Origin of the sequence: Bradyrhizobium sp. LTSPM299 (genome assembly GCF_000938235.1) — a bacterium.
GTDB lineage: Bacteria > Pseudomonadota > Alphaproteobacteria > Rhizobiales > Xanthobacteraceae > Bradyrhizobium.
Genome location: NZ_JYMU01000048.1, coordinates 1 through 20,335, shown reverse-complemented (window position 1 = coordinate 20,335; position 20,335 = coordinate 1). Strand labels below are relative to the sequence as shown.

The 20,335-nt window shown below is 64.2% G+C and carries 20 protein-coding genes; 13 read left to right on the top strand and 7 right to left on the bottom strand.

What is annotated here, in order from left to right; genetic code table 11:
- Positions 1 to 134 precede the first annotated feature (134 nt).
- The 6 genes from UP10_RS22760 to UP10_RS22735 all read left to right on the top strand — a co-directional run bounded on the left by UP10_RS22760 (position 135) and on the right by UP10_RS22735 (position 10,082).
- The gene (locus UP10_RS22760) at positions 135 to 1,139 is read left to right on the top strand and encodes an AAA family ATPase (protein WP_044589563.1); all 1,005 of its coding nucleotides are present in this window, start codon (positions 135 to 137) and stop codon (positions 1,137 to 1,139) included.
- A complete protein-coding gene (locus tag UP10_RS22755) occupies positions 1,139 to 2,080 on the top strand; it encodes a DUF58 domain-containing protein (RefSeq protein ID WP_044589497.1) in 942 nt (313 codons plus the stop codon). The genes UP10_RS22760 and UP10_RS22755 overlap by 1 nt, the downstream gene beginning before the upstream one ends.
- Complete coding sequence (locus tag UP10_RS22750) at positions 2,080 to 4,881, top strand: DUF4159 domain-containing protein (RefSeq protein WP_044589562.1); 2,802 nt, start codon at positions 2,080 to 2,082, stop codon at positions 4,879 to 4,881. Before UP10_RS22755 ends, UP10_RS22750 begins: the two co-directional genes overlap by 1 nt.
- 123 nt (positions 4,882 to 5,004) lie before the next feature.
- Complete coding sequence (locus UP10_RS22745) at positions 5,005 to 7,068, top strand: membrane protein (RefSeq protein ID WP_044589496.1); 2,064 nt, start codon at positions 5,005 to 5,007, stop codon at positions 7,066 to 7,068.
- Positions 7,069 to 7,244: 176 nt separating this feature from the next.
- Complete coding sequence (locus UP10_RS22740; RefSeq protein WP_044589495.1) at positions 7,245 to 7,661, top strand: DUF2946 family protein; 417 nt, start codon at positions 7,245 to 7,247, stop codon at positions 7,659 to 7,661.
- A gap of 177 nt (positions 7,662 to 7,838) precedes the next feature.
- Complete coding sequence (locus tag UP10_RS22735; protein ID WP_245321818.1) at positions 7,839 to 10,082, top strand: TonB-dependent receptor domain-containing protein; 2,244 nt, start codon at positions 7,839 to 7,841, stop codon at positions 10,080 to 10,082.
- Positions 10,083 to 10,152: 70 nt separating this feature from the next.
- Here the strand turns inward: UP10_RS22735 and UP10_RS22730 are convergent, their stop codons facing one another.
- The 3 genes from UP10_RS22730 to UP10_RS22720 form a co-directional block, all read right to left on the bottom strand.
- On the bottom strand, positions 10,153 to 10,470 hold the full coding sequence (locus UP10_RS22730; RefSeq protein WP_044540038.1) for an EthD family reductase: 318 nt from the start codon (positions 10,468 to 10,470) through the stop codon (positions 10,153 to 10,155).
- Between the two features lie 118 nt (positions 10,471 to 10,588).
- Positions 10,589 to 11,101, bottom strand: a complete 513-nt coding sequence (locus UP10_RS22725; RefSeq protein WP_044589493.1) for a GNAT family N-acetyltransferase — start codon at positions 11,099 to 11,101, stop codon at positions 10,589 to 10,591.
- Between the two features lie 59 nt (positions 11,102 to 11,160).
- Positions 11,161 to 11,649 (bottom strand): NUDIX domain-containing protein, encoded by a 489-nt coding sequence (locus UP10_RS22720; RefSeq protein ID WP_044589561.1) that lies wholly within the window; start codon positions 11,647 to 11,649, stop codon positions 11,161 to 11,163.
- Positions 11,650 to 11,784: 135 nt separating this feature from the next.
- Here UP10_RS22720 and UP10_RS22715 point away from each other — a divergent pair, with 135 nt between their 5' ends.
- Entirely contained in the window at positions 11,785 to 12,672 is an 888-nt protein-coding gene (locus UP10_RS22715) for a metallophosphoesterase family protein (RefSeq protein WP_044589560.1), read from the top strand.
- Here the strand turns inward: UP10_RS22715 and UP10_RS22710 are convergent.
- From UP10_RS22710 to UP10_RS22700, 3 genes are all read right to left on the bottom strand, one after another.
- Positions 12,669 to 13,235, bottom strand: a complete 567-nt coding sequence (locus tag UP10_RS22710) for a hypothetical protein (RefSeq protein WP_044589492.1) — start codon at positions 13,233 to 13,235, stop codon at positions 12,669 to 12,671. The genes UP10_RS22715 and UP10_RS22710 overlap by 4 nt on opposite strands.
- 210 nt (positions 13,236 to 13,445) lie before the next feature.
- A complete protein-coding gene (locus tag UP10_RS22705; protein WP_044540035.1) occupies positions 13,446 to 13,655 on the bottom strand; it encodes a DUF4170 domain-containing protein in 210 nt (69 codons plus the stop codon).
- 12 nt (positions 13,656 to 13,667) lie between these two features.
- Positions 13,668 to 15,305 carry an isocitrate lyase gene (locus UP10_RS22700; protein ID WP_044589559.1) on the bottom strand — a complete coding sequence of 546 codons (1,638 nt, stop codon included), beginning with the start codon at positions 15,303 to 15,305 and terminating at the stop codon, positions 13,668 to 13,670.
- A 379-nt stretch (positions 15,306 to 15,684) separates the two neighbouring features.
- Between UP10_RS22700 and UP10_RS22695 the strand changes: the two genes are divergently transcribed.
- Positions 15,685 to 17,127 carry a helix-turn-helix domain-containing protein gene (locus UP10_RS22695; RefSeq protein ID WP_044589491.1) on the top strand — a complete coding sequence of 481 codons (1,443 nt, stop codon included), beginning with the start codon at positions 15,685 to 15,687 and terminating at the stop codon, positions 17,125 to 17,127.
- Positions 17,128 to 17,132: 5 nt separating this feature from the next.
- Here UP10_RS22695 and UP10_RS22690 read toward each other — a convergent pair whose 3' ends face one another.
- Positions 17,133 to 17,396 (bottom strand): iron oxidase, encoded by a 264-nt coding sequence (locus UP10_RS22690; RefSeq protein ID WP_197086881.1) that lies wholly within the window; start codon positions 17,394 to 17,396, stop codon positions 17,133 to 17,135.
- Between the two features lie 780 nt (positions 17,397 to 18,176).
- On the opposite strand from UP10_RS22690, the gene UP10_RS22685 reads away from it, so the two are divergent.
- The 5 genes from UP10_RS22685 to UP10_RS22670 form a co-directional block, all read left to right on the top strand.
- Positions 18,177 to 18,395, top strand: a complete 219-nt coding sequence (locus UP10_RS22685) for a hypothetical protein (protein WP_044589558.1) — start codon at positions 18,177 to 18,179, stop codon at positions 18,393 to 18,395.
- A 182-nt stretch (positions 18,396 to 18,577) separates the two neighbouring features.
- Complete coding sequence (locus UP10_RS45935) at positions 18,578 to 18,757, top strand: hypothetical protein (protein ID WP_245321817.1); 180 nt, start codon at positions 18,578 to 18,580, stop codon at positions 18,755 to 18,757.
- Entirely contained in the window at positions 18,747 to 18,959 is a 213-nt protein-coding gene (locus UP10_RS45930; protein WP_245321816.1) for a hypothetical protein, read from the top strand. Before UP10_RS45935 ends, UP10_RS45930 begins: the two co-directional genes overlap by 11 nt.
- 91 nt (positions 18,960 to 19,050) lie before the next feature.
- On the top strand, positions 19,051 to 20,001 hold the full coding sequence (locus UP10_RS22675; protein WP_044589489.1) for an aldo/keto reductase: 951 nt from the start codon (positions 19,051 to 19,053) through the stop codon (positions 19,999 to 20,001).
- 91 nt (positions 20,002 to 20,092) lie between these two features.
- Positions 20,093 to 20,335: transposase (locus UP10_RS22670; RefSeq protein ID WP_502692180.1), on the top strand; the 243-nt coding region annotated here is incomplete at its 3' end.

Sequence of the window (20,335 nt, the reverse complement as noted above, 5' to 3'; positions counted from 1 at the left end):
CGTTCATACCCTGAAATGCCGATAAGGTGGGGATAGTTTAATTCAACGAATACATGGCCTTCGCGCAGGTTTAGCATGGGGCCCATGGCATGACGACGCCGATGACGCGCATCGTCAAAGAAGGAGCTGACGGAATGGCCGGTGCAGACAGCGTCGAGAAACTGGAGGATGTGATCGTCCGTTCGGCCGAACAGGTCGCCGGCCAGATCCGGGCCGCCAAGGAAGCGATATCCACCGTCATTTTCGGTCAGGACCGGGTGATCGAAAACACCCTGGTGACGATCCTGTCGGGCGGCCACGCCTTGCTGATCGGCGTTCCCGGACTCGCGAAAACCAAGCTGGTCGAAACGCTCGGCATCACGCTCGGGCTCGACGCCAAGCGTATCCAGTTCACTCCGGACCTGATGCCCTCGGACATTCTCGGCGCCGAGGTGCTGGACGAAAGCTCGAGCGGCAAGCGCTCGTTCCGCTTCATCTCCGGTCCGGTGTTCGCGCAGCTCCTGATGGCCGACGAGATCAACCGCGCCAGCCCGCGCACCCAGTCGGCACTGCTGCAGGCGATGCAGGAGCAGCACATCACGGTTGCCGGCGCGCGGCATGATCTGCCGAAGCCGTTCCATGTGCTGGCGACGCAAAACCCGCTGGAGCAGGAAGGCACCTATCCGCTGCCGGAAGCACAGCTCGACCGCTTCCTGATGGAAATCGACGTCGACTATCCCGATCGCGACGCCGAACGGCGCATCCTGTTCGAAACCACCGGCGCCGACGAGACGTTGGCGAAGGTGTCGATGGATTCGGAGACGCTGGTCGCCGCGCAGCGGCTGGTGCGCCGCCTGCCGGTCGGCGACTCCGTGGTCGAAGCGATCCTGTCGCTGGTCCGCGCCGCGCGCCCCGGTCCCGAGGGTGGCGAGGCCGGCAAGCTGATCGCCTGGGGACCCGGTCCCCGCGCCAGCCAGTCGCTGATGCTCGCGGTGCGCGCCCGCGCGCTGCTCGACGGACGGCTCGCACCGTCGATCGATGACGTGCTCGATCTCGCGGAACCGATCCTCAAGCACCGCATGGCGCTGACCTTCTCGGCGCGCGCGGAAGGGCACACGATTCCCGACGTGATCAAGCAATTGAAGGCGCGGATCGGTTGATGGCCGCTGACAACAGGCACCTGAACGAGGAGATACTGGCGGTCCGACGTGCAGATGGCGAAAGCCGAACGCTCGCCGCATCGCTGCCGCGTCTGGTGCTTGAGGCCCGCCGCATCGCCGCCAACGTCATCCATGGCCTGCACGGCCGCCGTCGTGCCGGCGCCGGTGAAAGCTTCTGGCAGTACCGCCGCTTCGTCTCCGGCGAGCCGTCGCAGCGCGTCGATTGGCGCCGCTCCGGGCGCGACGACCATCTCTATGTCCGCGAGCAGGAATGGGAGGCCGCGCACACGGTGTGGATCTGGCCCGACCGCTCGCCGTCGATGGCCTTTGCCTCACGCAATGCGCGCGACAGCAAACTCGAGCGTGGCCTGATCGTCGCCTTCGCGCTCGCCGAGTTGCTGGTTGCGGGCGGCGAACGCGTCGGCATTCCCGGCCTGATGAGCCCGACCTCGAGCCGCGCCGTGATCGACAAGATGGCGGAGGCGATGCTGCACGACGATGCGACGCGCGCGAGCCTGCCGCCATCCTTCGTGCCGTCGTCGCTTGCCGAGATCGTGGTGCTGTCGGACTTCTGGTCGCCGCTACAGGAGATCACGACCATGCTGGCCGGGCTCTCCTCGTCCGGCGCGCATGGCACGCTGATCCAGGTCGTCGATCCCGCCGAAGAGACCTTCCCCTATTCCGGCCGCATCGAATTCGTTGAGCCCGAGGGCGGTGGCGTCATTACCGCGGGCCGCGCCGAAAGCTGGGCCAACGACTATGTCGCCCGCGTCGCCTTGCATCGCGACCAGATCCGCGCGGAGACCAACCGGCTCGACTGGCTGTTCTCGACCCACACCACCAGCCGCTCCGCGGCCGAGCTGCTGCTGTTCCTGCATTCCGGCATGATGGTCAGCAAGGGCGGCGGACGCCCGATGGTCAAGGCGGGGCGAAGCGCATGATCGCGGGCCTGCCTCTTTCCTTTGCCGAACCGATGCTGCTGCTGGGCCTGGTCAGCCTGCCGGTGTTGTGGTGGCTGCTGCGCGTGATGCCGCCGCGGCCGCGGCGTGTCGAATTCCCGCCGACCCGGCTGTTGTTCGAGATCGCGCCGAAGGAGGAGACGCCGTCGCGCACGCCGTGGTGGCTGACCCTGCTGCGGCTGCTCGCCGCCGCGCTGGTGATCCTCGCCGCAGCAGGCCCGATCTGGAATCCGCAAACCGGTATCGCCGCCAGCAAATCGCCGCTGGTGATCCTGCTCGACGACGGCTGGAGCGCCGCCGCGAGCTGGGACGCACGGGTCAAGGCCGCGGACGAACTGATCACCGATGCCGACAGTGATCGCCGCGGCGTTGCGCTGGTGCCGTTGTCCGAACCGGCACGCGACATCACGCTAATGCCGGCCGGCGCCGCCCGCGTCGCGCTGCGCCAGTTCGCGCCAAAGCCCTACTCGGTCGATCGCGTCGAAACCCTCGCGACGCTGGGGCGCTTCCTCAAGGCCACCGGCGATTGCGACATCGCATGGCTATCTGACGGGGTCGACACCGGCCGCGGCAGCGAATTCGTCGAAGGCCTCGGCAAGCTGATCGAGAATCGCAGCCTGACGATCTTCGAAGGCGGCGCGCCGTCCGCGCAGGCGCTGGTCGCAGCCGAGAATGCCGCCGCCAAGATGACCGTGAAGGTGTTGCGCGCCGCGAACGGGATCGCGGGTGGTATCGTGCGCGCGGTCGATGCCAAGGGCTCGCCGATCGGCGAGGCCCGCTACAATTTCGGTCCGCAGGAGCGCGAGACCGAAGCCGCGTTCGACCTTCCGGTCGAACTGCGCAACGACATCGCACGGCTCGAAATTTCGGGCGAGCGATCGGCCGGCGCGGTGCAGCTGCTCGACAAGCGCTGGCGCCGCCGTGCGATCGGCGTGGTCTCCGGAGCGAGCAACGATACCGCGCAGCCGCTGCTCGCCTCGACCTTCTATCTCTCCCGCGCGCTGTCGCCGTTCGCCGATATCAGGCTCGGCGATCGCGGCGCGCCGCAGCAGGCGATCGCCCAATTCCTCGATCAGCGCCTGCCGATGATCGTGCTGGCTGATGTCGGCACGCTGTCGCCGGAGATCCGCGAGCGGCTCAACGCCTGGATCGAGCAAGGCGGCGTGCTGTTGCGCTTCGCAGGTCCCCGCCTCGCGCAGGCCGATGACGACCTCGTGCCGGTCAAGCTGCGCCGCGGCGGACGCACGCTCGGCGGCAGCCTGACCTGGGAGAAGCCGCAGCATATGGCCTCATTTGCAGCCGACGGCCCGTTCGCCGGGCTCACCGTGCCAAAAGACATCACTGTCAACCGGCAAGTGCTGGCCGAGCCCGATGCCGTGCTCGCGACCAAGAGCTGGGCGTCGCTTGAAGACGGCACGCCGCTGGTCACCGGCGAGCATCACGGCAAGGGCGTGATCAGCCTGTTCCATGTCGGTGCCGACATGCGGTGGTCGGATCTGCCGATGTCCGGCACCTTCGTCGAGATGCTGCGCCGGCTGGTCGACATGTCCGGCTACACGTCGAAGCCCGGCCCCGGCGTCGCCAGCGATCCGACTGCCGAGACGGTCGCGCCGCTGCGCACGCTCGACGGTTTCGGTGCATTCGGGCCGCCGCCTTCGACCGCCAAGCCGATGCCGGCGGACTATCGCGACCGCGGCACATCGGATCATCCGCCCGGCCTCTACGGGTCAGCTGAAAGCCCGATCGCAGTCAACACGCTGGCCTCCGCCGACCGCATCGCGCCGCTCGACACGTCCGGCCTGCGCGCGCGGCACGCGAGCTACACCAACACCGAACCGCGCGACCTGCGCGGCATCCTGCTGTCGTCGGCGCTCGCGCTGTTCCTGATCGACGCGATCGTGGTGGCGATGCTTGGCGCCGGCCTCGCCGCGCTGCTGCGGCGACGCGCGGCGCCCGCGGTGCTTGCCCTCGCCTTCATGCTTGCTGCGATCGCGCCCTCGCCGACGCGCGCCGAGAGCAATGACGACTTCGCCATCAAGGCGACGTCGCAGACCCGGCTCGCCTATGTCGTGACCGGCAATGCCGACGTCGATTCGATCGTCAGGGCCGGCCTGTCCGGGCTGACGCTGTTCCTGGCGCAACGCACCGCGCTGGAGGCCGGCGATCCCGTCGGCATCGACCCTGCTCACGACGAGCTGGCCTTCTTCCCGCTGATCTACTGGCCGATCGTGCCCGGTGCGCCGAAGCCGCCGCAGGACGCGATCAACAAGATCGATGCCTACATGAAGCAGGGTGGCACCGTCCTGTTCGACACCCGCGACGCCGTCGAGGCGCCACCGGGCGACAACGGCGCCGCGCAGACGCCAGGCATGCAGACGCTGCGCGAACTGCTCGCCACCCTCGACGTGCCCGAGCTGGAGCCGGTGCCGCGCGAGCACGTGCTGACCAAGACGTTCTATTTGCTGCGCGACTTCCCCGGCCGCTTCAACACCGGCCAGACCTGGGTCGAGGCACTGCCGCGCGAAGACGACGACGAGGCCGCGCAGCACCCGGCGCGTGGCGGCGACGGCGTCTCGCCGATCATCATCACCTCGAACGACCTCGCCGGCGCCTGGGCGATCCGCCCCGACGGCCAGCCGATGCTGCCGCTGACGCCAGGCGAGCCGCGTCAGCGCGAATTCGCCTTCCGTGCCGGCGTCAACATCGTGATGTACACGCTGACCGGCAATTACAAGGCCGACCAGGTGCACGCACCTGCCCTCATCGAGCGGCTGGGACAGTAGAGATGCGAGTGACGTGTTCAACTGCCGACGCCGTCATTCCGGGATGGTCCAAAGGACCAGGCCCGGAATCTCGAGATTCCGGGTTCGATGCTTTGCATCGCCCCGGAATGACGGAGTAGTGCCATGAATTACGGCATCGCGTTCACACCGCTGGTTCCCTCGCTCGTGCTGTGGCTCGCGCTCGGCGCCATCGTCGTGATTGCTGCGCTGCTGCTGCTGTCGCGCGCGCGTGGCGCCGCGATCCGTGTCGCGGCGCTGGCGCTGATCCTGCTCGCGCTCGCCAACCCTTCCTTCACCCGCGAGGACCGCGAGCCGCTGTCCTCGGTCGCCGTCGTCGTGGTCGACAAGAGCCCGAGCCAGAATTTCGGCACGCGCAACCAGGAAACCCAAAAGGCCAGGGAAGCGCTGGTCGACAGCCTGAAGCAGGTCAAGGGTCTCGAAGTCCGCGTCGTCGAGGCCGGCCAGGCCGACGGCGAAACCGATGGCACCAAGCTGTTCGGTGCATTGACGTCGGCGCTTTCCGACGTCCCGATCGAGCGCGTCGCCGGCGCGTTCCTGATCACCGACGGTCGCGTGCACGACATTCCCGCCAACGCCCAGGCGCTCGGCTTCCAGGCCCCGGTGCACGCGCTGATCACCGGCCGCAAGGACGAGCGCGACCGCCGCATCGCCATCACGGCCGCACCGCGCTTCGGTATCGTCGGCCAGACCCAGACCATCACCTACCGGCTCGACGACCAGGGCGTCACCGGCGAGCGCGCCAAGATCACGATCCGCCGCGATGGCGAGGTGATCAGCGAGCGCACGCTGACCAGCGGCCAGACCTCCAGCGTCGACATCGACATCAAGCATGCCGGTCCCAACCTCGTCGAGATCGAGGCCTCGCCGCTCGAGAACGAGCTGACGCCGGTCAACAACCGCGCCGTGGTCGCGATCGACGGCGTGCGCGACAAGCTGCGCGTGCTGCTGGTCTCGGGCGAGCCGCATTCCGGCGAACGCACCTGGCGCAATTTGCTGAAGTCCGACCCCAGCGTCGACCTCGTTCACTTCACCATTCTGCGGCCGCCGGAAAAGCAGGACGGCACGCCGATCAACGAGCTGTCGCTGATCGCGTTTCCGACCCGCGAACTTTTCCAGCAGAAGATCAACGAATTCCAACTGATCATCTTCGACCGCTACGCCCGGCAGGGCGTGCTGCCGATCCCCTATTTCGACAACATGGCGCGGTACGTCCGCGCCGGCGGCGCGGTGCTGGTCTCGGCAGGTCCGGATTATGCCTCGACTACCAGCATCTGGCGTACGCCGCTGGATTCGGTGCTGCCGGCTGAACCGGTCGGCGTCACCGAAAAACCGTTCTATGCGCATTTGAGCGATGCCGGCAAACGTCACCCGGTGACGCGCGGGCTCGAAGGCTCGACCTCCGAGCCGCCGCATTGGAGCCGGTTCTTCCGCACCGTGGAGACGCGCAACTCCGTCACGCCGCCGGTCATGACCGGTGCCGACGGCAAGCCATTGCTGCTGCTGTCGCGGGTCGGCGAAGGCCGCGTCGCCTTGCTGCTGTCGGATCACATCTGGCTGTGGGCGCGCGGCTATGAAGGCGGCGGCCCGCATCTCGACCTGTTGCGGCGGATGTCGCACTGGCTGATGAAGCAGCCGGATCTCGACGAAGAGGCGCTGCGCATGCAGGTGCAGGGCAAGGACCTCATGGTGGTGCGCCAGACCATGGCCGACACCGTTTCGCCCGTGACCGTGACGTCGCCGAGCGGCACCACGCATCAATTGACCCTGAGCGCCGGCGATCCCGGTGAATGGCGCGCAACGCTGCCCGCCGACGAACTTGGCCTGTGGCAGGCAACCGACGGCACGCTGAAGGCGCTGATCAATGTCGGCCCGACCAATCCGAAGGAGTTTTCGGAAGTCACCTCCACCACCGAGATGCTGAAACCCCTGGCGCAGGCAACCGGCGGCGACGCGCGGCGCATTGTCGATGGATCGGGCCTCGATATGCCGCGCATCGTGCCGGTGCATGCCTCCTCGATCTTCCGCGGTGACGGTTGGCTCGGCGTCAAGATGCGCGATGCGAGCGTGGTCAAGGGCGTCGGCGTGTTGCCGATGTTCGCCGGCGTGATCGGCCTGCTGTTGCTGCTCGGCGCCTTCGCAGCCACCTGGCTGCGCGAGGGACGCTGAACACTGTTGGACGCGTTGCGTCCAACAGGGTCGCGTTGCGTCAAACACACACAGCCATCTGATCCGTCGCCGTCGCCCGGACTACGGTTGACATCGCGATTGTGTTTCGATGTTATAATGTAACATCGGGGCGGCTGGGGTCATGACGCCGCTCCGTGGGGCAGGCGTCATCAGGCATGAAGTGGTTCCGAAAACACATCAGGACTGGCTCGCGGCTGGCGTTGTTCGCGCTCGCCGTCCAGTTCGCGCTGTCGTTCGGCCATTTTCATCCCATTGCGGCAGCACAGGCGGCACCGGCGGTCCAAACCGGACTGTCGCAGTTCGATATCGCCTATATCGGGACCTCTGCGACTCCGGACCTCGCGATCGAGGTCGTCCACAAGCAACCGCCTGTTCACCACGACAATGACCCGGCCGATACTTGCGCGATCTGCGCCGTCATCTCGCTGGCCGGCAGCCTGCTCGTCGCATCCCCGCCGGTGCTGCTGTTGCCGGAAGCGGTGGAGTTTCTCCGCCGCACCACCGATGCCGAATTCCTCCATCTGAAGTCGGCGCCCGCGGCGTTCCGTTCGCGCGCGCCACCCCTGTCCTGACATCGATTGCATTCTGCGCCTCCGAGGTTCGACCGCGTTAAGCGGCACGATCTCAGGGGAGACATATCAATCGGTCCGTCGCGAATGACGGCAAGGCCTGCCAGCTCCACAACAAGAGATTCGCTGGCGGCCTCCAGGATCCCAACCATGAAATCCCCGTTCAGAGTTACCCTCCTCATGTCCGCGTCAGCCTCGGTGCTGCTCGGGTTGGGCCATGCCGCCAGCGCGCAAACCCCGCCGCCGGAGGCGGCGGGCACCACCACGCTGCCGAAAATCGAAGTCATCGAACCGAAGCATACGCAGCCGCCGCGGCGCCCCAAGAAGCCCGTTGTGACCACGCGGCGCGAGGCACCGCCGCCAACGGCTGCACCACAAACCGAGGCGCAGGTGCTGACGAGCACCAACGACAAATTCGACGCTGCGCGCCAGAGCATCGTCGCCCCCGCGGGCGCCACCGCGCATCAGATCAATCACCAGGCGATCGAGGCGATGCCGCAGGGCGCCGATGCGCCGCTCGACAAGGTGCTGCTGCAGTTCCCCGGCGTGACACAGGACTCTGCGGCCAGCGGCGACCTGCATGTCCGCAACGAACATGCCAACGTGCAGTATCGCATCAACGGCATCATGCTGCCCGATGGCGTCGGTGCCTTCGGCCAGATCCTCGATACCGGGATCGTGGGCAGCCTTGCGCTGCTCACCGGCGCGCTCCCGGCGCAATACGGCTTGCACACCGCAGGCGTGATCGACATCCAGACCAAGGCCGACGCATTCGACAATTCGGGCAAGGTCAGCGTCTATGGCGGCAGCCACGGCACGATCACGCCGAGCTTCGAATATGGCGGGACGGTCGGGCAAACCCAGTATTTCGTGTCGGGACGCTATTTCCAAAGCAGTGTCGGCATCGAGAATCCGACACCCTCCTACAACGCGATCCACGACAACACGTCACAGGAGAAGGGATTTCTCTATCTGTCGACGGTCATCGATCCGACCAGCCGCCTGACCTATATCGGCGGCGTCTCCAACGGCACCTACCAGATCCCGAACAACCCCGGGCAGACGCCGGCCTTCACGGCGTTCGGTGTGTCGAATTTCGATTCCTCGAAGCTCAATGAGCACCAGACCGAGTTCAACCAGTTCAATGTCGTGGCCTACCAGAAGTCGGTCGAGGACATCGACATGCAGCTGTCCTATTTCAATCGCTACAGCCAGCTGCACTTCTACCCTGACACGATCGGCGATCTCGTGTTCAACGGCGTCGCCTCCGATATCTATCGCCAGAGCTTCGTCAACGGCATCCAGGAGGACACCGCCTGGCGCGTCGGCAACGCCCACACACTGCGGTTTGGCTTCTCGGTTTCCTCCGAGCGGACCCTGGTCAACAACGCGTCTTCGCTGTTCCAGGTCGATGCCAGCGGGAATCAGGCGACTGACGGTGCCGGCGCTGCGTTACCCCCCGTCTCGATCTTCGACTCGAGCGCCAAGACCGGCTGGCTGATCGGCACCTATCTGCAGGATGAATGGCGGATCACCAACCAGCTGACCCTCAATGTCGGCCTCCGCTTCGACCAGATGTACCAGTATGTCGACGCCAACCAGCTCAGCCCGCGCGCCAGCCTGACCTGGAAGCCCTATGACGGAACCACGTTCCACGCCGGCTATTCGCGAAACTTCACGCCGCCAGAGCAGGTGATCGCTGCACCGGTCAATCTCGCGCTGGTTCAGGGAACGACACAACAGCCGGGAGTCTCCACCAACAGCCCGGTGTTGCCGGAACGCTCGAATGTGTTCGATGTCGGCGTCGACCAGAAGATCCATGCCATCCCCGGCCTCGAGGTCGGCGTTGACGCATACTACAAGACCGCACGCGATCTGCTCGACGACGGTCAATTCGGTGCGGCCTATGTCCTGACCGGATTCAACTACGAACGCGGCGAGAATGTCGGCGTCGAGCTCAAGGCGAAATACACCAACGGAAATTTCAACGCCTATGGCAACATCGCCTGGGCGCAACAGATAGCGACCAATGTGGTCTCGAACCAGTATCTGTTCGATCCCGATGAACTCGCCTACATCGCGAGCCACAACGTCTACACCGACCACGCCCAGATCTGGACGGGCTCCCTGGGCGCGTCATATTTGTGGAACGGCACGCGCTTCTCTGCATCGATGATCTACGGCAGCGGACTGCGCGCGGGCTTTGCCAACACCGATCATTTGCCGGGATACACGCAGGTCAATCTCGGTTTGTCGCACGACTTCAACATCGTCGCGCCGAACAAACCGACCACCATTCGCTTCGACGTCGTCAACCTGTTCGATTCGATCTACCAGATCAGGGACGGCTCTGGCATCGGCGTGTTCGCCCCGCAATACGGGCCGCGCCGCGGCTTCTATGTCGGCATTTCGCAGAAGCTCTGACACAAACAACGACGCATGGCGCGCGCGCCATGCGTCAAGATATTGTGAAGTTCTGAAGCGACGTGCGTCGTCAGTGGCCGACGACGACGTCGCTGATCTGGATCACCGGCTGCAGGTCGGTGTAGTTCGGGATGTCGCCCATGATCTCCTTGGCGTGCGGCCCGAAACCGCCTTGGAAGGCCTCAACCGAGTCGCAGAAGATGTGGCACATTCCGACATAGGTGGCGGGTGCGCCGGGCGCGCCGCCGGCGAGGCCCTTGTCGATCGTGTAGTATTTACAGGCATCGCCCATGCGCGCCTTCACCAGCGGCATGTGCTTGTCACGATAATAGTCGTGATCAAACTTCGCGCCGGGATTGTTTGGATACATCACGCTGACCTTGATCATGGCGCACTCCCTTTGATCTGACATGCGCCGGTTCTGGTCCGGCGCTTCGCGTCAACTGTGCTTCAGTTTTCCGGGGCGTGCAACAGCAGGGCCGGGTTCCGGCGGCGCCGCAAGGACGTCAGATCGCCTTGCTCCAATCCGGCTGGATTGGCCCCGACACGCCCTCGAAAGCACCATCGACCAGCTCCATGACCAGCATGCGGCTGTAATCGACCGGACCGGGCATGGTTATCAGTCTCTTCGGGATCGGCTTGAAGCCGACGCGAGCATAATACGGCGCGTCGCCGACCAGCACGATGAGCCGGTGGCCCTTGGCGCGGGCGTCGTTGATCGCGCGCTCAAGAAGCGCACGGCCGACGCCGCGGCTGCGGAACGGCGGCTCGACGGTCAGCGGTCCAAGCATCAACGCCGGCGTCGCACCGATGCAGACCGGCAATTGGCGCACCGAACCGACCAGCAGCGTGCCGATCCGCGCCGTAAAGGAGACATCGAGCAGATGATCGACATGCTCGCGCAGCCGGTAGGCGCTGAGCACGAAGCGGCCGGGCCCGAAGGTGCGCTCGTGCAGGCGCTCGATCGCCTGGGCGTCTTTCGGGGTCTCGGGCAGGATGGTCAGGGACAGTTCAGTCATCGTGGGGCGCGAGATAGCATCTGACGGGCGTGCGGTCCATCGCTCTCACTGGCCCGCATTCACCGCCATGTGACCGGCAACGGCTTGCCGTCAAGCACCTCGGCGATTCGCAGCCGCGTGCCGGGGGTGGTGTCGTCGGGCAGTGCTGCCGGATCGAAGAAGCCGCAGGCCACGATCTCGCGGTTCGGCTCCGGCAGCCGGTCCTGCCGGAAGTGTCTCACCACATAGACCGCGACATGATCGCGCGGCGAGACATGGCTGTTGAAGAACACGCCATGCAGCACCGGTTCGCCGACGAGCTCGATCCGCCCCTCCTCGACCAGCTCGCGCCGCAGCGATTCGAGGAAGCTCTCGCCGACCTCGACCCCGCCGCCCGGCAAATACCAGCCAGGTACGTAGCTGTGCTTGACCAGGAACACCTTGTTGTCGGCATCGAGCACCACCGCGCGGACGCCGAGCGTCATGCCGCGGACCAGCCGCCAATAGAAGTGAAATACCCGCCTGATCTGCGGTTCGAAGCGCTTGCGCAAATCCTCAAGGACCGTCACTAAACCCTCGACATCGTCATGTTTGATCCTTGCGCGGACGCCCACCACTTGCCAATACAGAGCGGGATTTTCGGGATAGCACGACATGACCGGTTGCCGGCCAGTTTTCACAGGCGATCCGAACGGGACCGGATGATGGCGGCATTCCGGCTTGCCCATCTGTCCGACCCGCATCTGCCGCCATTGCCGGTAGCGCGGCTGCGCGATCTCGCCGGCAAGCGCGCGCTCGGCTACCTCAACTGGACGCGCAACCGCCACAAATATCACCGCCGCGATGTGCTCGACACGCTGGTGTCGGACATGCAGGCGCAGCAGCCGGACCATATCGCCGTCACCGGCGACCTCGTCAATCTGGCGCTGGATGCCGAGTTCAATCCGGCCCGGGAATGGCTCGAAGGGGTCGGCCGTCCTGCCGACGTCAGCGTGGTCCCCGGCAACCACGACGCCTATGTCCGCGCGACGCGGCATCGCTTCGTCGGCATCTTCGGCGACTATTTGCGCGGCGACGCGGACGGCGCCGCTCACAGCTTTCCATTCGTACGCCGGCGCGGCCCGGTGGTGCTGATCGGCGTCTCCTCGGCGGTGCCGACGCCGCCGTTGATGGCAACCGGCTGGCTCGGCGGCGCGCAACTCGCGGCGCTGGAGACGATCCTCGCGCAATTGTCTGATGAGGACGCCTTCCGCGTCCTGCTGGTGCATCACCCGCTGCACTCCGATGGGCGCGCCAAACGGCTGACCGATTCGCGCCAGCTGCTGGCGCTGCTCAAGCGGCACGGTGTCGAGCTGGTGCTGCACGGCCACGACCACATCCATTCGACGATGTGGTTCGACGGCCCGGAGCGGAAGATCCCGGCGATCGGCGTACCATCGGCGTCGGCGCTGGCGCGCAAGCATTACCCGGCCGCGGCCTATAATTTGTTCTCGATCGCGCGCGACGGCAATGGATGGCGCTGCGAGCAGACCGTGCGCGGCCTCGATGGCGACCGGCGCGTCGTGGAGCTGTCGACGGCGCGGCTGCTCTAGAGATTGTGCAAGCTCGCATACAGCGCCAAGGCAAACAGCGCCAGCGCCCCCACGATGACGCCGAGCACGAACATACCGAACCCGCCGCGGCGCTTGGGCGCAACCAAAGGCACGGGCGGCGGCTCGGCAACCGGAAGCGGCGTCGCCACCATCGCATGCTCGCGCTCGATCATCCGGCGCGCGACATAGTCGGTGACGCCATTGACGATCACGGGCACGTCGTGCGATTCGGCGAGCACGATGCGGCCGAACCGCGTGTCCTGCACGAACCGATAGATCCGCTTGTCGCGGCCCATCAGGACATGCGCGACCACGTCGATCCACAGCCGCGGCGTCTCGCCTTGGCTGATGCCGCGGTCGAACAAATCGACCTTGTCAGGCACCTGGGCAAACAGCGGATCGAGTGCGTCGTTGAGGATCTCAAGCCGCGCCACCTCGGCATCGCGCAGTTCGACGACGACGCCGGTGCGGTCGGCCGCCTCGATCCGCGCCCGCCGCAGCGCCTCACGCAGCGTCGGCCGCAACTCGCGCGCCTCATTGCCGGTGTTTGAGAGGTCAGACATGCCTCGCGGCCTCATGGTGACGGGTTTTCCTCGCATTAACATATCAGTAACCATGCCGTCCGCAAAGGACGTTTGTTCCCAAGGGGTTAGGCTGCCACTTATCCCCAAGCCGAAAGCGTCAAAAGACCTGTCCCGAAAGCGGACGACCCCACCCGGATAAACCGGATGGGGCCGCCGTCCTTGGACGTTTCTTAGTTGCAAAAACAGCGATCAGGCCGAGACCCGCGCCGGCTCCTCGACGATCGAGAAGCGGACGCCGGCCTTGTGGCGGTTCTCTTCCGAGACCACGCGCCAGGCATCCTCGGCTTCCTTGCGGGTCTTGAAGGGACCCTGCACCTGGGCCGAGCCTTCCACGAGCTTGTGGAAGTTCATCGAGCCGAACTCGCCGCCGATCACCCAGAAATTGCTGCCTTTGGTCATTGTCAGTCTCCGTTAGCCGAACTGGTTCATCGTATTGTGGGCGCCGCCGGCCTTCAGAGCGGCCTCGCCGGCGAAGTATCCCTTGTGATCGTCGCCGATATCGGAGCCGGCCATGTTCTGGTGCTTGGCGCAGGCGATGCCCTGACGGATCTCCTGACGCTGAACATTCTTCACGTACCCAAGCATACCCTGCTCGCCGAAATACTCCTTGGCGAGATTGTCGGTCGACAGCGCTGCCGTGTGATAGGTCGGCAACGTGATCAGATGGTGGAAGATGCCCGCACGCTTGGCTGAATCGGCCTGGAAGGTACGGATACGTTCGTCGGCTTCGATCGCCAGCGGCGTCTCGTCGTATTCCACCTTCATCAGCTCGGCGCGGTTGTACTTGCTGACATCCTTGCCGGCTTCCTTCATCGCGTCGTAGACCTGCCAACGGAAGTTGAGCGTCCAGTTGAACGATGGCGAATTGTTGTAGGCCAGCTTCGCGTTCGGAATGACCTCGCGAATCCGGTCGACCATCTTGGCGATCTGCTCGATATGCGGCTTCTCGGTCTCGATCCACAGCAGGTCGGCGCCGTTCTGCAGCGAGGTGATGCTGTCGAGCACGCAACGATCTTCGCCCGTACCGGCACGGAACTGATAGAGGTTGCTCGGAAGCCGCTTCGGACGCAGCATCTTGCCGTTGCGGTTGATGATGACATCGCCATTGCGGGCGTTGTCGGCGGTGATTTCCTCGCAATCCAGGAAGCTGTTGTAGAGATCGCCGAGGTCGCCCGGCTTGTGGCTCACAGCGATCTGCTGCGTGAGACCGGCGCCGAGCGAGTCGGTGCGGGTCACGATGATGCCGTCTTCGACGCCCAGTTCGAGGAACGCGTGGCGGCAGGCGCGAATTTTCGCCAGGAACACCTCGTGCGGCACCGTCACCTTGCCGTCCTGATGGCCGCACTGCTTTTCGTCGGAGACCTGGTTTTCGATCTGCAGCGCGCACGCGCCTGCTTCGATCATCTTCTTGGCGAGCAGATAGGTCGCCTCCGCATTGCCGAAGCCGGCATCGATGTCGGCGATGACGGGCACGACGTGGGTCTGGAAGGTGTCGATCTTCTCGATCAGCGCCGCTTCCTTTGCCTTGTCGCCCGCCTTGCGAGCGGCATCGAGCGCACGGAAGGTATCGTTGAGCTCACGGGAGTCCGCCTGACGCAAAAATGTATAGAGCTCTTCGATCAGCGCCGGCACCGAGGTCTTCTCGTGCATCGACTGGTCGGGAAGAGGTCCGAACTCGGAGCGAAGTGCTGCGATCATCCAGCCGGAGAGATACAGATAGCGGCGATCGGTCTTGCCGAAGTGCTTCTTGACCGAGATCAACTTCTGCTGCGCGATGAAGCCATGCCAGCAACCCAGCGACTGGGTGTACTTGGTGGGATCGGCGTCATAGGCAGCCATATCGCTGCGCATCAGCGCCGCGGTGTACCGAGCGATATCCAGGCCGGTCTTGAAGCGGTTCTGCAGACGCGTGCGCGCCACGGCTTCGGCGGTGATGCCGTTCCAGGTTTCCTTGGCCTTGAGCAGCGCTTCAGCAGCTGCAACTTCGCTCAAATAGGAAGCCGGTCCCTGGAGTGCCTGGTCACTGATTCCGCGTGGCTGGTAGTTCATGTTCGTGATCCTTTCGGTGACGGCAAATTCGCAGGGTTTGCCTTCGCCATTCCTCGACATTCTTGACAATGCATTGCGAAATGCGTGGCAGGAGCTAAACGCGAAAGAACGAAGTTCGTATAGAGACCTTGTTTTTGAATGGTGATGTCATGTAACATGCACACTTGTAATAAATGTAAAATTGTTAATTTTGTCACAAAGTAGGTCAGGAAGGCTGCCATGCCTGCGTTCTTTTCTCCCTCGCCCCGCTCTTGCGGGGAGCGCGTAGCCCGGATGGAGCGAAGCGTAATCCGGGGCAGGTCAATGCGCGGACAGAACGGCCCCGGATTACGCTGCGCTCCATCCGGACTACGAAGCACCCGCAAGCAGGGAGCCCCCCATGCCCTCTGAGGCCGGAAAAAAGCTGTTCGTCGGCCCCCGCTTCCGGCGGATCCGCCAGCAATTGGGGCTGTCGCAGACCCAGATCGCCGAGGGGCTCGGCATTTCGCCCTCCTACATCAACCTGATCGAGCGCAACCAGCGGCCGGTGACGGCGCAGATCCTGCTGCGGCTGGCCGAGACCTACGACCTCGATCTGCGCGACCTCGCCACCGCCGACGAGGACCGCTTCTTCGCCGAATTGAACGAGATCTTCTCCGACCCGCTGTTCCGCCAGATCGATCTGCCGAAGCAGGAGATGCGCGACCTCGCCGAACTCTGCCCCGGCGTGACCCATGCGCTGCAACGGCTCTACGCCGCCTATACCGAGGCGCGCCGCGGCGAGACCCTGGTGGCGGCGCAGATGGCCGATCGCGAGGGCTCGCAGTTCGAGGCCAACCCGATCGAGCGGGTCCGCGACCTGATCGAGGCCAACCGCAATTATTTTCCGGAGCTCGAAACCGCCGCGGAAACTTTGCGCGACGAGATCAACGTGCCGGCCGAGGGGCTTTACGCTGCCCTCGTCGCACGCTTGCGGGAAAAACATTCGATCGTCACCCGCATCATGCCTGTCGACGTGATGCGCGACACGCTGCGCCGTTTTGATCGCCATCGCCGGCAACTGCTGATCTCCGAACTCGTCGACAACCCCGGGCGCGGTTTCCAGCTCGCCCTGCAACTCGGCTTTGCCGAATGCGGCCCGGGCATCGACGCCATCGTCAGCCGCGCCGGCCCGCTCGACGACACCTCGCGGCGGCTCTACCGGATCACGCTCGCGAACTACTTTGCTGCGGCTGCGATGATGCCCTACCAGGCGTTTCATTCCGCCGCAGAAGCCCTGAGCTACGATGTCCACGTGCTGGCACAGCGCTTCAATTCCGGGTTCGAGCAGGTCTGTCACCGCCTCACCACCCTGCAGCGGCCGAACGCGCGCGGCGTGCCGTTTTTCATGCTCCGGGTCGACAATGCCGGCAACGTCTCGAAACGCTTCTCGTCGGGCACCTTCCCGTTCTCGAAATTCGGCGGCACCTGCCCACTCTGGAATGTGCATTCGACCTTCGACATGCCCGACCGCCTGCTCAGCCAGGTGATCGAGCTGCCCGACGGCAACAGATATTTCTCGATCGCGCAGATGGTGCGCCGTCCGGTGGCGCCCTATCCGCAGCCGCAGCCGCGTTTTGCGATCGGCCTGGGATGCGAAATCCGCCACGCCGCCAAGCTCGTCTACGCCACCGGCATGGATCTCGAGAAGGCCGAGGGCACCCCGATCGGCGTCAATTGCCGGCTCTGCGAGCGTGAAAATTGCAGCCAGCGCGCCGAGCCGCCGATCACCCGCAGCCTGATCCTCGACGAGAACACGCGACGGGTGTCGTCGTTCGTGTTCTCCAATGCACGGGAGCTGTGAGGCGTTCAATCCACCGCGGCAAAAGCCTTGCACCAGCCGTCCTTGCTGATTGCGCCCTCGACCACCTTGCAGCCATCCAGCGCCACGAACAGCGTGCACATCCCGCACGAGTAGATGCCGTTCGGCGTGTCCTGGTAGTCAGCCTGCGGCTTGGTCATCTTGTCGGTGGCGAAGGCACGCGAGGCGTGGACGAAGATCGTGGCAGAGAGTCCTGCAAGCGCGGCGCTGACAAAGGTGCGCCGCGAACTGGCTGATTGTTGTTTGGCCATGGTGTTCACCCCATGCGTCGTCCCGGCGAAGGCCGGGACCCATAACCACAGGATTGCGTTGCTGAAGAAGGCTGTGGCTGCGGCACCGTACAACAATTCTCATTTGTGGCTATGGGTCCCGGCCTGCGCCGGGACGACACGGAATTTGTGGCGCCGCTTGTGAGTCATACATCCGCATTCTCGCGACATGATTTGTCCGAGTTTTACATTTCGTTCCGCCCTCTCTGGAAATAGGCGCAGGGAAAGCCGGGTGCACGCTGCACCCGCGGTCTCGTGTGCAAAGGGTAGAAGAAAACGCACACGAGCATACAGGTTCAGCGGAGGCACTCCAGCTTTCCCTGCGCGATGGCTTTACGGCTTATACGTGCTCTCCCCGGCGAGACCGGGCTTTCTTGTCACCGTCGTCCACGAGACGCTTTCGCGTCCCACGAAGTCAACACCAACCACTGGGGCGTCGGGACCACACGACTACACCGTCCGCTTCATGCGCTCTCGTCAGCTGCGCATTCAGCGTCCACCGCATCCCACCGCGCGTTCGTGACGTGCGCACGCCCCTCTCATCGGGTGGGACGGGCCAATCTATATCACTGAGTTGCACTTCTGAAAATCGGAATATTTTTATCGGTGAGGCTTGACAGGTTTTTGGTGAGTTGCCCGTCGGGCAATCGGTTCCGTCAGCTCGCGCAATTTTGCGGTGTTTTAACGCTGGAACCGGTCCTCTGCCCCCAGAGTTAGCATCGCAGCAAGGGGCAGTTGAACGACAACACGACGGCCAAACCAATGAAGAATTTTTCCGATGCTGAATTTTCTCCCGAGGTGATCGCGCTGATGACGCGGGCGCTGGAATCGTCCGTTGCAACACTGCCGGATCCCGTCAGCACCTCGCATATCAATGTGATCGCGGAATCGATCCTGCGCACCGCCAATGACGGCGAACGGGAGGTCACAGCCCTCCAGCGGGTCGCGTTGCTGGAGCTTGCGCTGGCGCCGCGCGATTAGCGATACATGGTCAATGGTGGGTCTGCGCATTCGCGGTTCACCTCGTCGAGGCGCTGATCCGGCGCAGGGCATGGGCGGGGGAGGTGGAGGAGATACCCGTCTCAGGCTGAGGCGATTGTGAACGAGGCAACAGACAGGACACCTTATGATGGCCTATTGCTGTCATACACGGAGTGATCGCCATGCCAGTTTTCAAGCTGCCGCTTTCCGGCGATGTGGTGCAGAACATCAGCCTCTTCACCGCCTTTATGAGCCCGATCGGAAGCCAGTTCGGCCTCATCAACATCACGCCAGTTCGGCCTCATCAACATCACGCTCGGCAAATCGTCTGCGCCCGAGGTGGAGTCCGACGTGCTGTCTGATGTCGGCACCTATGGGAAGCAGATCGGCCAGATCGGCGATGCGTTGCTGGTGCTGATCGAACGCATGCCGAAGGGCTACGGTCTCGATGACGAGCCTGCCATCATTGCCCTAAAGCAGATGCTCGACGAGGTCACCAAGATCAAGACGCGGCACAAGCGGCCGAAGCTGCAGCGTGCGCACACGCACGAGACGACAGCCTGAACGTCCCGGGCCCGGTGACCTTGCAAACAAGGGCGATCTGCCTCAGTGTTCTCCTTTCCGTGCTTCCCATCACAACAAGCGAAAGAAACTCATGAAGCATCGCCCGCTCGGTCGTTCCGGCCTCACCGTCCCCACCTTCTGCTTCGGCTGCAATGTGTTCGGCTGGACGGTCGACGAGGCCTCGTCGTTTCGGTTGCTCGACACCGTGCTCGACCACGGAATGACGTTCCTGGATACGGCAGATGTCTATTCGCGCTGGGTGCCGGGCCATAGCGGCGGCGAGTCCGAGGCGATCATCGGCAAATGGATGAAGGCACGCGGCAACCGCAACCGTATCATCCTCGCGACCAAGGTCGGCATGGACATGGGCGATGGCAATGTCGGGCTGAAGCCGGACTACATCGCGCGCGCCGTCGAGGACTCGCTGCGACGGCTGCAGACCGACACCATCGACCTGTATCAGTCCCATAAGGACGACGAAACCACGCCTCAGGAAGAGACGCTTGCGGCCTACGACAGGCTGATCAAGGCCGGCAAGATCAGGGCGATCGGCGCATCGAATTTTTCCGCGGAGCGGTTGAAGGACGCCCTCGACATTTCGGCGAAGAACGGGCTTCCGCGCTATGACAGCATGCAACCCGAATACAGCCTGATGGAGCGAGCAAGCTACGAAGGTGCGCTGCAAAATGTCTGTGAGGACAACGATGTCGGCGTGATCACGTTCTTCTCCCTCGCTGCGGGATTTCTCACCGGCAAGTATCGCTCGGAGGCCGACTTCAGCAAGAGTCCGCGGGGGGTGCGCGGCATTCCAAAGTACATGAATCCTCGCGGCATGCGCATCCTGGCCAGCCTCGACGAGGTCGCAGCCGAGACCGGCACTGAGCCTGCCGCGGTCGCGCTCGCCTGGCTGATGGCCAAACCGTCCGTCACGGCGCCGATCGCCAGTGCGACCAAGCCCGAGCACGTCACGACGCTTGTCGCGGCGACCAAGCTCGAGCTTACGAAGAGTCAGGTCGAATGTCTGGACGCAGCGAGCGCCTAAGACAGATTTTCAGCGTCGTCCCGACGAAACAGGCTGTGTGAAAACCTGATCGGCTATTGTTGTCGGGATCGGGCTTTGATTCGAGGTTATGATGGCGCATGTGACGGGCCAGTCGCGGTATCAAACGACGCTTTTTCCTGAGGTTCTGGACGAGGTGGTGGGGCGCGACGATCCGGTTCGGGTGATCGATGCGTTTGTAGATGCGCTGGCTCTTGCGGAGTTGGGATTTTCGAAGGCTGCGGCCGAGGAACTGGGTCGGCCGCCCTATGCGCCGGGCGACCTGCTGAAGCTTTACATTTACGGCTATTTGCACCGGGTGCGGGCGAGCCGTCGG